Genomic DNA, 11,769 nt, shown 5'->3' with positions numbered 1-11,769 from the left:
TCCTCCCACCTGACGTCACTTCGCGTCCGCATAGCACTCCACCACCGCCGTCGTGAACGGAAACCGCACCGGTGTCTCTCCGAAGGTGAGCCGCGCGGCCAGCTCCGCCGCCTCCCGGATCGCCGCCACGACCACCTCGGTCTCCTCCTGCGGACAGTGCACGATCACCTCGTCGTGCTGGAAGAAGACCAGTTCGGCGGCCAGGTCCGCGCAGGTTCGCCGCAATGCGGCGAGCAGCAGCAGGGTCCAGTCGGCGGCGCTGCCCTGGACGACGAAGTTGCGGGCGAAGCGACCGCGGGCGCGGGCGTTGGTGGAGGCGTAGCCGGGGACCCATTCCTGGCCGCCGGCGACGGCCTCGCCCGGATCGTCCTGGGGGATGCCCGCCTCCTCGGCCGCGTCCTCGCTCGCCCCGGCGGCCGGCGGGCAGGTCCGCCCCAGCCACGTCCGCACCAGTCGGCCCTCCTCGCCCGCCCGGGCGGCCTCGTCGACGTACGCCACCGCCTTGGGGAAGCGGCGTCTGAGGGCGGCGAGGTTCTTCAGGCCGTCGCCGGAGGTCTGGCCGTAGATGGCGCCGAGCACGGCGAGCTTGGCCTGGGCGCGGTCGCCGGAGAAGGCGCGGTCGGAGACGGACTGGTACAGGTCGGTCTCCCGGCCGGCCACCTCCATGAGGCCGGGGTCGCGCGAGATCGCCGCCAGCACGCGCGGCTCCATCTGGTCGGCGTCTGCGACGACGAGCCGCCAGCCGGGGTCGGCGACGACGGCACGGCGGATGACCTTGGGGATCTGGAGCCCGCCCCCGCCGGTGGTGACCCAGCGTCCGGTGACGGTGCCGCCCGCGAGGAATTCCGGCCGGAAACGCCCGTCGCGCACCCAGTCCTGGAGCCAGGACCAGCCGTGGGCGACCCAGATGCGGTACAGCTTCTTGTACTCGACCAGCGGTTTCACCGCCGGATGGTCGAGGGACTCGATCTCCCAGCGGCGGGCCGATCTGACCTTGATCCCGGCCTGCGCGAAGGCCTTGATCACATCGGCCGGCAGATCGGGCCTTACCCGGCGCCCGAACGCGTCGGACACCTCGTCCGCCAGCTCTGCCAGCCGCCGCGGCTCCCCGCCGCCCGCGTACCGCTCGCCGAGCAGTTCGTGCAGCACCCGGCGGTGCACCTCGGCGCTCCACGGCAGCCCGGCCCGGTTCATCTCGGCGGCGACGAGCATCCCCGCCGACTCGGCCGCCGTCAGCAGCCGCATCCGCTCCGGGTGCGCGGTCGCGTCATGCCGCCGCTGCTGGTCGGCGTACACCTCGACGAGGTCGGCCAGCGGGACGTGCACCGACTGCGGCTCGAAGAGCAAGGACTGCGAGCCCGGTTCGGCCGCACGCTGGGGCGGATCCGGCGGCACGGGGCCGCCCCGCAGCCGAGCGAGGGCCGCGGCCGCCGACCTCGGCTCCCCGTACCGCCCCTCGTGGCCGAGCAGGAGCGTCTCGGCGTCCTCGATGTCGTAGCACCGCTCCACTCGCACCCCCGTGGCGAGCAGCCGCGGATAGACCTCGGCGGTGGACCGCCACACCCACCGCGTGACCTCCGGCCGCCCACGCACGGCCTCGGCCGGATCCGCCTCCCACCGCGCCGGCCCGGCGAGCAGCCCGTCCGGACCGAGGGGGGCGATCTCCACGCCACCGTCCTCGGCCGGAGCGAGTGCCCACCGGTCGGTCATGCAAGCGAGTGTGGCAGGCGGGACTGACAACGCCGTCAGCTCTGCGCTTCGCCCTGCTCGCCGAATGTCACCTTGAGCTTGGCGAGTGCCGCAGCGAGGTACTCCTCCGTCGCGGGCTTGGTGAGGCCGAGGCCCGACAGGACCCCCTCGCCGTTCTCGAACTCCAGCAGGGCCAGCAGGATGTGCTCGGTGCCGATGTAGTTGTGGCCGAGGCGGAGGGCTTCGCGGAAGGTGAGTTCCAGGACCTTCTTGGCGTCGGAGCCGTAGGGGACGAGGTCCGGCACCTCCTCCGCGGCCGGTGGCAGTGCGGCAGTGGCGGCCTGCCGCACGGTGTCCAGGAGGACGCCCTGCGCGGTGATCGCCTTGGCGGCCAGGCCCTCCGGTTCGGCCAGCAGCCCGAGGGCGAGGTGCTCGGGGCGGCCCTCGGGGTTGCGGGCGGCGACGGCCTCGTTGTGGGCGGCCATGACCGCGTTGCGGGCGCGCGGGGTGTACCGCTGGAAGCCCTGGCTGGGGTCGAGGTCGGTCGACTCCTTGGGCACGAACCGCTTCTGCGCGGCCTGCCGGGTGACCCCCATGCTCTTGCCGATCTCGGTCCAGGAAGCACCCGATCGCCGGGCCTGGTCCACGAAGTGGCCGATCAGGTGGTCGGCCACCTCACCGAGGTGATCGGCTGCGATCACCGCGTCCTGGAGCTGTTCGAGGGGTTCGTCGTGGACCTTCTTGATGGCCGCGATGAGTTCGTCGAGACGTACGGATGACGTGATGGTCGGGTTCGTCGACATGTGTCAACCGTAGGTTGACGCGAGAGGGGTGTCAACCCGAGGTTGACACCCGCTTCGGGGTGGCTTGGCGAAGCAGCGGCCCTCGGCCTGCACAAGGCCGGAGCCGCTCGGCACCCGCCCCATGGCACCATCGCCCGGTGAGCAGCACGAGCAGTCCGAGCGACGCGCCCGGCACCGTCGACCGAGCCTTCCGGCACGCCCTGTACGCCGACACCGACACCGCCCTCGACACCGGCGCCTCCCTCCTCGCCGCCGACCCCGCCGCGGACGCCGAACTCGCCCGCCGCGGCCAGGAGTTCGTCGCGGCGGTCTGGCGGCGTGGCTGGCAGCCGGCGGACGTCGTACGGCTCGTGCGGCGCGAGCTGGACGACGTACACGTACGACTGCTCTCGGCGCTGATCCGCGCGCAGAAGCCGTACGACCGCCCCCGCGGCCCCCGCTGGAATGCACAACTCGACGACCTGCCCGCCGAAGTCCCGCCCCGCACCGACCGCTTCTCGCACGCGACCGCCGTCCTGGAGCTGTACCGTCTCCTGCTGCGCCTGCCCGCGCTGGAGCCACTGGAGGACGAACCGCGGCAGACGGGCAGGCCCGAGTCCCGCATGCTCACCCGCATCCGCGCGCTGCTGGAGAAGGCGGAGGCGACCGGGTTCCCTCAGGAGGCGGAGGCGCTCAGCGCCAAGGCGCAGGAGCTGATGGCCCGGCACAGCATCGACGAGGCGCTGCTGTCGAGCCGCGACCACACCCCGCACGACGCCCCCGGCGCCTGCCGGATCGGCGTTGAACCGCCGTACGAGCAGGCGAAGGTCGTGCTGCTGGACGCGGTGGCGACCGCCAATCATTGCCGTGCCGTGTGGAACGAACCCTTCGGCTTCTCCACCGTCGTCGGCTTCGAGGCCGACCTGGAGGCGGTCGAGCTGCTCTACACCTCGCTCCTCGTGCAGGCCCAGACGGCGATGACCAAGGCGGAGGCCGCCCAGCGCGCGGGCGGCCGCAAGCGCACCAAGACCTTCCGGCAGTCGTTCCTGGCGGCCTACACCCACCGCATCGGCATCCGCCTGGCCGCGGCGGCACAGACGCAGGTGACCCAGGACCTGCTCCCGGTGCTCGCCTCACGCGAGGTCGCGGTCACCGACCGGCTGGACCGCATGTTCCCGGAGACGACCACGACCCGCCTGCGCGGCGTCACTGACGAGGCGGGCTGGACGGAGGGCTCCGAGGCGGCCGACCGGGCGCAGACGAAGCCGCGTCGGCCCCTGCGCTGAGGCGCGCATGAGTGGGTCCTCTGGAGCCGTGACGTTGCCCTGATCATCATGTACGAACCCGCCGCGCGGGTGCCCGCCCCGGCTCCACCACGCGCCTGGTGCACCCCACATGTCCCCCCTGATACGCGCCACATCTACCGTAATCTGACGAAATGAGCTGGTTTCTGGCGCTGAGGGAGACCGCGCGCTCGGGGCTCAGTGTGCAGCGGACCCGGCTGGAACCGCTGCTCGCGCTGCGCGGCGCGGCCGGACTCGCGATCACCATCTGGGTGAGCATGTGGGCGCTGGGGACCGAGGCGGCGGTCAGTTCGGCCTTCGGGGCGTTCCAGGCGGCGATCGCCACCTTCCAGCGCAGCTGGCGCCCGCGCCCCGAGCTGGCCCTGGCCTCCGGCACCAGCCTCGCCGTCTCGACCTTCCTCGGCTATATCACCATCAGCCACCTCGCGCTCTTCGTGGCCCTGCTGGTGCTGTGGACCTTCGCGGCCGGCCTGACCTGGGCCGCGGGCCCGACGGCCGGCCTGATCGCCTCGTCCAACGTGGCGATCATGCTGGTGACGGTCACTCTGCCGACCTCGGTCGCCCAGGCCGCGGGGCATGCGGCCATGATGATCTTCGGTGGTCTGGTGCAGGCGGCACTGATCGTGCTTGTTCCGGTACGACGCTGGGGCCGCCATCGCGACGCGCTCGCGGACGCCCTGGCCGCCGAGGCCGACTACGCGCGTCGGCTGCGCCACGACCCTGTCGCGCCCTTCGATCCGCTGCCCCTGATGGTGGCCCGTGAAGCGGCCGCCGTGACCCCCCGCCAGGCCCGCCGCCGCCCCGCCGAACTGCACGGTGCCCGCGGCCTGGCCGAGCGCATCCGCCCGGTCCTCGCCTCCCTCGCCGACCCGGCCGTCGGCGTACCCGAGGAGGGCCGCGCACGCGACCTCGTACGCGAACTCCTCGGTGCGGCGGCCACCATCCTCGACGCCGCCGCCGGCGCCATCCGCCGCGGCGACCCGGTCGAGCTCCCGCCGACCGCGGTGGCCGCGTTCAGCACCCCGGCCACGGGCGCCGTCCTGACGGGCCCGGCCTACCGCGCGGCGTCGCGACTGGGCCGTCTGCTGGGGGACGTGGTGGAGACGGCGAGCGGGGGAGGCACCGGGCAACTCCAGCAGGTATCGACGCTCAAGGGCGGCGGAGGCACCGGGCAACGCCCACCCGTGGCAACATCCGAGAGCGGCAGAGGCACAGGGCAACGTCCGCCCGTAGCGACACCCGAGGCGTCAACCAGCCCTCCCTCCTCCCCCTCCTCCCGGAAGACCCTCCTCCGCCCCACCTTCCCCGCACTGATCCCCGCTGCCCTCAGGTCCATCCGCAAGGAACTCCACCCCAACTCACCGGTCACCCGCCACGCCACCCGCGTCACTGCCGTCACCGCCACCGGCTACCTCCTCGGCGCCGCCCTCCCGTTCGGCCACGGCTACTGGGCACCGCTCGCCGCGGTCATGATCATGCGCCCGGACTTCTCCCAGACCTACAGCCGTGCGGTCGCCCGCCTGGCCGGTACGGTCATCGGCGTAGGCGTGGCCACCGGCGCACTCCAGGCCACCCACGCCGGCCCGCACCTCTCCGCCGCGCTGGCCGTGGCGAGCGCCGCGCTGATGTACCTCCTGATGAGCTCCGCCCAGTTCGTGGCCCAGGCCTGCATCGCCGCGTACGTCGTGTTCCTGCTCGGCACGGCCGGCGAGCAGTGGACGCAGACCGCCCCCGAACGCATCCTGCTCACCGTTGTCGGCGGTGTCCTCGCGATGGTCGCGTACGCCGTCTACCCGGCCTGGGAGACACCGCGCCTGCGCACCCTCCTCGCCGACTGGCTGGCCGCGCAGGGCCGGTACACCGCCGCGGTCGTACGGCACTACGCCGAACCCGTCGGCAAGGCAGCCCCCGACGTCCGCGAGGCCCTCCTGTCCGCGCGCGATGCCCGCGCGGCCTGGCACGCGGCGGTGGCCCGGGCCGCGGACGAGCCCGTACGCCACCGCGGCCTGTCCCGGGTCGCCGCCGACGACGCGGAGGACGCCCTGACGCAGATGGGCCGCGTGACGATGCTGATGGAGGCCCATCTCCCGGAGCGCGACGCCCGCCCCGTCCCACCCGCCGCCGGCCTCGCCGATGCTCTGCGTACGGCCACGGAAAAGGGCGCGAAAGCCGTCCGCGAGCGCCGGGTCCCACGCTGGGACGCCGTACGCGACGCCCTCGACGACCCGACGTGGAGCATCGCCGACGACCCCGTCGTACGCCACGGCTCCCGCATGCTGCACCGCTGCCTCACGGAACTGTCCGAGGCCCTGGACCCAACGCCGCCCTCGTCGGACGACCGCGGCCCACCGCAGCGGTCAGGGACGTGACCTCGCGGCCCGGATCCGGCCGTCGCAGACCGCCGCAGCGGTCCGGGGCGTCACCTCACGACCTGCTCCAGCCTGCCGTCGGCAGACCCGACGGCAGCTTTCCGCCCTCGGCCTTGGTGTAGGTCTCCGCGCCGAGACCGCCCTCCCACGTCACCTTCAGAGTCGTGGCGCCGATGGAGTCAACGGTGCCGGTCCCGCGCTCGTCGCTCCCGTCCGGGCAGGTGAGACGGATGGTCGGCGTGCCCGGGGCCTTGCCCACGCGCCCGCTGCACACGGTCCCGCCGGTGGCGAACAGCCCGGCGTCGTCACCGGTGACCACCAGCGCCACCGCCTCGCCGTCAGTCGTGGCGAGCCAACTGCCCTGCAGGTCGCCGGCCGCGGACGGCGACCCGCTGCTGCCGCCACCGCCCCTACCACCGTCGGTGTCGGCCGACGACGCGCTGGGGCTGGGCGCGGAGTCGTCCGTGGAGCCGTCGTCGCTGCACGCGGTCAGCGCGGTCAGCGCGAGCACGCCCGTCAGCGCAGCGGCCGCAATCCGCACCCGCCGACGCACCAGCACGCGCGCGTAGGTCGCAGAAGTCACTGCATGCCCCCAAGGATGAGCCGGTCAGCCGTACGACCGCAGCAAGCTACCAGCCCGTAACCGGGTCGGTCCCTACCAGGAAGACTTCCGCACCCCCGGCAGATACCCCGCGTGGGCCTGCTCCCGCAGACTCACCCGGGACAGCCCGAACGCCCGGAAGTAGCCGCGCGGACGGCCGTCCACCTGGTCCCGGTTGCGTACGCGCGTGGCGCTGGCGTCCCGCGGCTGATTGCGCAACTCACGCTGCGCGGCGAGCCGTTCGGCCTCCGTGGCGGACGGCCGCCGGATGATCTCCTTCAGCTCGGCCCGTCGTGCGGCGTACCGCGCGACGATCTCCTGTCGCTGCTCGTTCTTCGCGATCTTGCTCTTCTTCGCCATCTCGGTTCCCTCTCCCTCTCAGAAGCCCTTCTCAGACCTTCACTCCGCGCGCGCGGATGCGGGCCACCGCCGCCTCGACGCCGATCGTGTCGACCGTCTTGATCGCCCTGGCGCTCAGCCGCAGGCGCACGTACCGGCCCTCGGTGGGCAGCCAGTAGCGCTTGGTCTGGATGTTGGGGTCGAAGCGGCGCGAAGTGCGCCGGTGCGAGTGGGAGATGCGGTTGCCGAAGCCGGGCTGTGCGCCGGTCAGCATGCAGTGGGCGGACATCGGTGGTGACGTACCTCTCTGCTCTCAGGGTGTGTAAATGGAATTCATTTTCAGTAAGGTACCAGCATGGCACGCAACGAACTCCGCCCGGTCATCAAGCTCCGGTCCGCAGCCGGCACGGGCTACACGTACGTCACCCGCAAGAACCGCCGCAACGACCCGGACCGTCTGACCCTGCGCAAGTACGACCCGGTCGTCGGCCGCCACGTCGACTTCCGAGAGGAGCGCTGACCAGCCGCCATGCGCAAGGGAATCCACCCGGACCACGGTCCCGTCGTCTTCCGTGACCGTGCCGCGGACCACGCCTTCCTGACCCTCCCCCACTCTCGACTTCGCTCGAGCGGGGGAACCCCCATGCCGATGACGAGCGACAAGGCGATCGAGTGGGAGGACGGCAACACCTACCCGGTGGTGGACGTCGAGATCTCGAACGTCAGCCACCCCTTCTGCACCGGCACCGCCCGAGTCCTGGACACCGCCGGACGCGTCGAGCGCTTCGAACGCCGGTACGGGAAGCAGGGCTAGCCCATGCCCGAGCTCTCCGTCGTGATCGTCGGCGGGCTGCACGCCGACGCCCGCAAGGCGGCCGTCGAGCAGCTGCTCGCCGACGTGCCCGGCAGCGTCGTACTCCACCACGACCTGGCGACGGCCGCGGCCGGCACGGTCGTACGGACCGTCCGCGACGCCACCGGCATCCGGGACGCCGGCGAGGCGCCGCTCGTCAACGACTGCGCGTGCTGCGCGCTGCGCGAGGACCTGGTGCCCGAGCTGCGGCGGCTCGCGGACGCCGGCGGCACCCCGCTCGCGGTCGTCGAGCTGTGGGACTCCGTCGAGCCGAAGGCCATGGCCGAGGTGGTCACGTCCGGCGGGCTCACGGTCACCGGCGTGATCACCGCCGTCGACCCGGCGCTGCTGCTGCCGTACCTCGGCAACGGCGACGACCTCGCCGAGCGCGGCCTCGCCGCCGCGGCCACCGACCAGCGCACCGTCGCCGACACCTTCGCCCGGCAGCTGGAGTACGCCCCCGTCCTCGCCGTCCTGGACCCCCCGGAGGCCGACGACGAGGACCGCGAGCTGCTCGACCAACTCCACCCGACGGCCAGTCAGGTCCCGATCGGCCACGGCGACCTGACGGGCGCGCGCTCCCCGCTGGCGCACGCCGCCCTCGCCGGCTTCGACGTCGAGGCGGCTGCCGCGGCCCAGCACCCGGCGTGCGCCCTGCTGCCCGCCGAGGCCGACGCGCACGGCGTCTCCACGCTCGTATGGCACCGCCGCCGCCCCTTCCATCCGGAGCGGCTCTATCAGGCGCTGGAGGACCTGACCTGCGCCGCTGCCCGCAGCCGGGGCCGGTTCTGGCTCGCCGACAGGCCGGACACCCTGCTGCACTGGGACGCGGCCGGTGGCGCCCTGTGCGTGGAGAGCGCGGGTCCGTGGCTGGCCTCCCTGCCTGATGCGGCCTGGGAGATGGTGCCGCCGGTGCGCCGTGCCGCCGCAGCGCTGGACTGGCACCCCGAGCACGGCGACTGCTGCCAGCACCTGGTCTTCACGTCTCCCGGCCTCGACCGCGAGGGACTCGAGCAGCTGCTGGAGTCCTGCCTGCTGACCGACGCCGAGTACGCCGCCGGGCGCGACGCCTGGAAGCGGCTGCCACCCGCCTTCGACACCCTCCTGGAGGTCTGACTCCGATGCCCCGCAAGCCCGAGCGCAAGCCGGCCAAGAACCGTCCCAACCCGCTGGACCAGGCCAAGATCACGTACATCGACTACAAGGACACCGACCTGCTGCGGAAGTTCATCTCCGACCGGGGCAAGATCCGCAGCCGCCGTGTCACGCGCGTTACCGCCCAGCAGCAGCGGCTGCTGGCCCGTGCGATCAAGAACGCGCGGGGGATGGCGCTGCTGCCATACTCCAGCCGCTGAGCACACCCGTACAGGTAGGCGATTCCCTGCGTTCGACGCGTAGGGAATCGCCTACCTCTCTTCTGCCGCCCGTCTTGGGAACAGGGAGGTTGGAACACCAAGGCCGCGGAACGCGTCTCTTCCGGTGCACGAAGGATTCGATCCGGCCGATCTGGTGCGGTTGATGGCGCGGAAGACCATGGACGGGGGATGGCGGTCGCATGTCCTGCGATCCCTGGGGCAGACGCTGGAACGACTTCGGTAAAGCGGTCGTCAAAGCTGTAACCGTAGGAACACCCCCCGTGCACGTGCATCTGCCCATGCATCTGCACGTGAACAGGGTTATGATCCGGCACAGTTGACCACTGCATCCATGGCCACACCAGCCAGTGCACCACCGGGGAGCGACCTGTGGATCACGACGTGTACGACGGTGACGTGTACGACGCTGACGTGCACCACGGCGCCGCGGCGTCCGGCGTGTACAACGGCATGGCCGCCACAAAGCTGCACGGCGTGGCCTGGCAGAAGAGCCGGCACAGCAACTCGCAGGGTTCCTGTGTGGAGTTCGCGCGGCTGCCGGGCGGACGGGTGGCCGTGCGCAACTCGAACTTCCCGGACGGCCCTGCCCTCGTCTACACGCGCGCGGAGATCGAGGCGATGCTCCTCGGCGTCAAGGACGGCGAGTTCGACCACCTGACAGCGGGCTGACCCGCCCCGCCACCGGGGCAACTCCCGCGTATCGGTGCGCAGACGCTCCGTAACGCGCGTAGAACCGCGGCACGAAGAAGTGCCGCGGTTCGTCACCCGTCGGGCTGAAGCCGGAACAGCGCCCAGACGACCTTGCCGCTGAGCGTGCCCGCGAGCGGATGCCAGCCCCAGCCGTCGCAGAAGGAGTCGACCAGGAACAGTCCGCGCCCCGACTCCGCCGAGAAGTCGTCGGCCTCGCGCGCGACCGGACTGTCGTTGCTGGGGTCGCGCACCGCGCATACCAGCCGCTCGGTCCACCGCATCAGGTGCAGCCGTACGGCCGGTTCCTCCGGTGCCCGCGGGCCCGCCGCCGGCAGCGCATGCCGCAGGGCGTTGGTGACGAGTTCGGAAACCACCAGACAGACATCGTCGAAACGGTCCCCGATGTCCCACTGGTCGAGTGTTCCGCGCGTGAACCGCCGTGCCTCGCGGACCGCTTCGTAGCGGCCGGGCAGGGCGCAGGAGGCGGCGTTGGACACGGCCGCGGGATCCAGCGGCGGAAGGCCCTGCCGTAACGGCTCGAGCATGGTCGATCCATTCGTCCCCATGCGAGGCACTCCCGGGAATTCGCGGTCAGCGATGCAGCGGTGGCGCGGGACCATGGTTTCGGATGCTTACAGCAGATGCAAGGGCAGATGCACGTGCACGCGACCGAATTGGCCCCTCCCGTACCGCTTGTTGGCCATTTTTTCCGCCAACTCCGGGCCGTCCGCTTGCCCTCTCCTCCCCCGACAGTCACGGAATCTTCGGCTTCTTTCCGTCTGTGTAATCGGACGAGTACTGCTCGGAGTGTTTTAGTGGCAGACTGCGGGCCCTGAAGACGGTTGGGGAGGCTGGCGAACGTGAGCGCGGGAGAGCCCGGATCGGTGGTGCGGCGGATGCTGCTCGGCTCGCAACTCAGGCGACTGCGTGAGGCGCGCGGCATCACGCGCGAGGCGGCGGGATACCACATCCGCGCATCCGAGTCGAAGATCAGCCGGATGGAGTTGGGCCGGGTGAGCTTCAAGACGAGGGACGTCGAGGACCTGCTGACGCTGTACGGGATCAATGACGAGACGGAGCGCACCTCGCTGGTCTCGCTCGCCCGAGAGGCCAATGTCGCGGGCTGGTGGCACAGTTACTCGGACGTCCTGCCGAGCTGGTTCCCGACGTATGTTGGCCTGGAGGGCGCGGCCTCCCTGATCCGCGCCTACGAGGTGCAGTTCGTGCACGGACTGCTGCAGACCGAGGCGTACGCGCGCGCGGTCGTCCGGCGCGGCATGAAGGGCGCGAGCGAGTCCGACGTCGAGAAGCGGGTGGCGCTGCGCCTGGAGCGGCAGAAGCACCTCGTCTCCGAGAACGCCCCCGACTTCCATATCGTCCTGGACGAGGCCGCCCTGCGCCGCCCCTACGGCGACCGCGAGGTGATGCGCGGGCAGCTCCAGCACCTCATCGAGTTCTCCGAGCGGCCCAACGTACAGCTGCAGATCATGCCGTTCGGCTTCGGCGGCCACTCCGGCGAGTCCGGCGCCTTCACCATCCTCGGTTTCCCGGAGTCCGACCTGTCGGACGTCGTGTATCTGGAGCAGCTCACCAGCGCGCTGTACCTCGACAAGGCCGAGGACGTCGCCCAGTACGAGAAGGCCCTCAAGGAGCTGCAGCGGGACAGCCCGGGTCCGGCCGAGAGCCGGGATCTTCTCCGAGGTCTGCTCCAACTGTCGTAAGACATCAGTACGATGACGTGAGATCAGATCACAAGTCGATCGGGT

At 71.6% G+C, this 11,769-nt stretch carries 14 protein-coding genes; 8 read left to right on the top strand and 6 right to left on the bottom strand.

The genetic code is table 11. The features are described 5' to 3' along the window. Positions 1-15 precede the first annotated feature (15 nt). Together ACKTSN_RS21035 and ACKTSN_RS21030 are read right to left on the bottom strand one after the other, a co-directional pair. Entirely contained in the window at positions 16-1,710 is a 1,695-nt protein-coding gene (locus ACKTSN_RS21035) for a bifunctional 3'-5' exonuclease/DNA polymerase (RefSeq protein ID WP_409470526.1), read from the bottom strand. 35 nt (positions 1,711-1,745) lie between these two features. Continuing rightward, the gene (locus ACKTSN_RS21030) at positions 1,746-2,492 is read right to left on the bottom strand and encodes a Clp protease N-terminal domain-containing protein (protein ID WP_409470525.1); all 747 of its coding nucleotides are present in this window, start codon (positions 2,490-2,492) and stop codon (positions 1,746-1,748) included. Positions 2,493-2,629: 137 nt separating this feature from the next. On the opposite strand from ACKTSN_RS21030, the gene ACKTSN_RS21025 reads away from it, so the two are divergent. Both ACKTSN_RS21025 and ACKTSN_RS21020 read left to right on the top strand, forming a co-directional pair. After that, positions 2,630-3,757, top strand: a complete 1,128-nt coding sequence (locus tag ACKTSN_RS21025; protein WP_409470524.1) for a DUF2786 domain-containing protein — start codon at positions 2,630-2,632, stop codon at positions 3,755-3,757. Positions 3,758-3,909: 152 nt separating this feature from the next. After that, a complete protein-coding gene (locus ACKTSN_RS21020; protein WP_409470523.1) occupies positions 3,910-6,144 on the top strand; it encodes an FUSC family protein in 2,235 nt (744 codons plus the stop codon). A gap of 55 nt (positions 6,145-6,199) precedes the next feature. Here ACKTSN_RS21020 and ACKTSN_RS21015 read toward each other — a convergent pair whose 3' ends face one another. From ACKTSN_RS21015 to rpmB, 3 genes are all read right to left on the bottom strand, one after another. Beyond that, positions 6,200-6,727, bottom strand: coding sequence for a hypothetical protein (locus ACKTSN_RS21015; protein ID WP_409470522.1), 528 nt, complete (start codon positions 6,725-6,727; stop codon positions 6,200-6,202). 72 nt (positions 6,728-6,799) lie between these two features. After that, on the bottom strand, positions 6,800-7,105 hold the full coding sequence (rpsN, locus tag ACKTSN_RS21010; RefSeq protein ID WP_409470521.1) for a 30S ribosomal protein S14: 306 nt from the start codon (positions 7,103-7,105) through the stop codon (positions 6,800-6,802). A gap of 31 nt (positions 7,106-7,136) precedes the next feature. Next, entirely contained in the window at positions 7,137-7,373 is a 237-nt protein-coding gene (gene rpmB / locus ACKTSN_RS21005) for a 50S ribosomal protein L28 (protein ID WP_129799523.1), read from the bottom strand. 66 nt (positions 7,374-7,439) lie between these two features. Between rpmB and rpmG the strand changes: the two genes are divergently transcribed. From rpmG to ACKTSN_RS20980, 5 genes are all read left to right on the top strand, one after another. Continuing rightward, positions 7,440-7,604 carry a 50S ribosomal protein L33 gene (gene rpmG / locus ACKTSN_RS21000; RefSeq protein ID WP_409470520.1) on the top strand — a complete coding sequence of 55 codons (165 nt, stop codon included), beginning with the start codon at positions 7,440-7,442 and terminating at the stop codon, positions 7,602-7,604. A 9-nt stretch (positions 7,605-7,613) separates the two neighbouring features. Continuing rightward, a complete protein-coding gene (locus ACKTSN_RS20995; protein ID WP_409470519.1) occupies positions 7,614-7,898 on the top strand; it encodes a type B 50S ribosomal protein L31 in 285 nt (94 codons plus the stop codon). 3 nt (positions 7,899-7,901) lie between these two features. Further along, positions 7,902-9,053 carry a CobW family GTP-binding protein gene (locus ACKTSN_RS20990; RefSeq protein WP_409470518.1) on the top strand — a complete coding sequence of 384 codons (1,152 nt, stop codon included), beginning with the start codon at positions 7,902-7,904 and terminating at the stop codon, positions 9,051-9,053. Between the two features lie 5 nt (positions 9,054-9,058). Next, positions 9,059-9,292: a 30S ribosomal protein S18 gene (rpsR, locus tag ACKTSN_RS20985; protein WP_409470517.1), complete on the top strand. Its 234-nt coding sequence runs from the start codon at positions 9,059-9,061 to the stop codon at positions 9,290-9,292. Between the two features lie 390 nt (positions 9,293-9,682). Next, on the top strand, positions 9,683-9,982 hold the full coding sequence (locus ACKTSN_RS20980; protein WP_409470516.1) for a DUF397 domain-containing protein: 300 nt from the start codon (positions 9,683-9,685) through the stop codon (positions 9,980-9,982). 92 nt (positions 9,983-10,074) lie between these two features. Here ACKTSN_RS20980 and ACKTSN_RS20975 read toward each other — a convergent pair whose 3' ends face one another. Continuing rightward, complete coding sequence (locus ACKTSN_RS20975; RefSeq protein ID WP_409470515.1) at positions 10,075-10,548, bottom strand: ATP-binding protein; 474 nt, start codon at positions 10,546-10,548, stop codon at positions 10,075-10,077. A 351-nt stretch (positions 10,549-10,899) separates the two neighbouring features. Here ACKTSN_RS20975 and ACKTSN_RS20970 point away from each other — a divergent pair, with 351 nt between their 5' ends. Continuing rightward, the gene (locus tag ACKTSN_RS20970; protein ID WP_409474883.1) at positions 10,900-11,724 is read left to right on the top strand and encodes a helix-turn-helix domain-containing protein; all 825 of its coding nucleotides are present in this window, start codon (positions 10,900-10,902) and stop codon (positions 11,722-11,724) included. Positions 11,725-11,769: the final 45 nt, after the last annotated feature.

Source organism: Streptomyces flavusporus (assembly GCF_046267975.1).
GTDB classification, from domain to species: domain Bacteria; phylum Actinomycetota; class Actinomycetes; order Streptomycetales; family Streptomycetaceae; genus Streptomyces; species Streptomyces flavusporus.
Note: the sequence above shows the minus strand (reverse complement) of the source record. Positions and strands in the feature narration are given on the sequence as shown.

What these genes read in the sequence shown, in the direction of transcription:
- ACKTSN_RS20975 (WP_409470515.1), bottom strand. Translation starts at nt 10,548, where the DNA reads ATGCTCGAGCCGTTACGGCAGGGCCTTCCGCCGCTGGATCCCGCGGCC.
- ACKTSN_RS20970 (WP_409474883.1), top strand. Translation starts at nt 10,900, where the DNA reads ATGCTGCTCGGCTCGCAACTCAGGCGACTGCGTGAGGCGCGCGGCATC.
- ACKTSN_RS20995 (WP_409470519.1), top strand. Translation starts at nt 7,614, where the DNA reads ATGCGCAAGGGAATCCACCCGGACCACGGTCCCGTCGTCTTCCGTGAC.
- ACKTSN_RS21020 (WP_409470523.1), top strand. Translation starts at nt 3,910, where the DNA reads ATGAGCTGGTTTCTGGCGCTGAGGGAGACCGCGCGCTCGGGGCTCAGT.
- ACKTSN_RS21035 (WP_409470526.1), bottom strand. Translation starts at nt 1,710, where the DNA reads ATGACCGACCGGTGGGCACTCGCTCCGGCCGAGGACGGTGGCGTGGAG.
- ACKTSN_RS20990 (WP_409470518.1), top strand. Translation starts at nt 7,902, where the DNA reads ATGCCCGAGCTCTCCGTCGTGATCGTCGGCGGGCTGCACGCCGACGCC.
- rpmB (WP_129799523.1), bottom strand. Translation starts at nt 7,373, where the DNA reads ATGTCCGCCCACTGCATGCTGACCGGCGCACAGCCCGGCTTCGGCAAC.
- ACKTSN_RS21030 (WP_409470525.1), bottom strand. Translation starts at nt 2,492, where the DNA reads ATGTCGACGAACCCGACCATCACGTCATCCGTACGTCTCGACGAACTC.
- rpsN (WP_409470521.1), bottom strand. Translation starts at nt 7,105, where the DNA reads ATGGCGAAGAAGAGCAAGATCGCGAAGAACGAGCAGCGACAGGAGATC.
- rpsR (WP_409470517.1), top strand. Translation starts at nt 9,059, where the DNA reads ATGCCCCGCAAGCCCGAGCGCAAGCCGGCCAAGAACCGTCCCAACCCG.
- rpmG (WP_409470520.1), top strand. Translation starts at nt 7,440, where the DNA reads ATGGCACGCAACGAACTCCGCCCGGTCATCAAGCTCCGGTCCGCAGCC.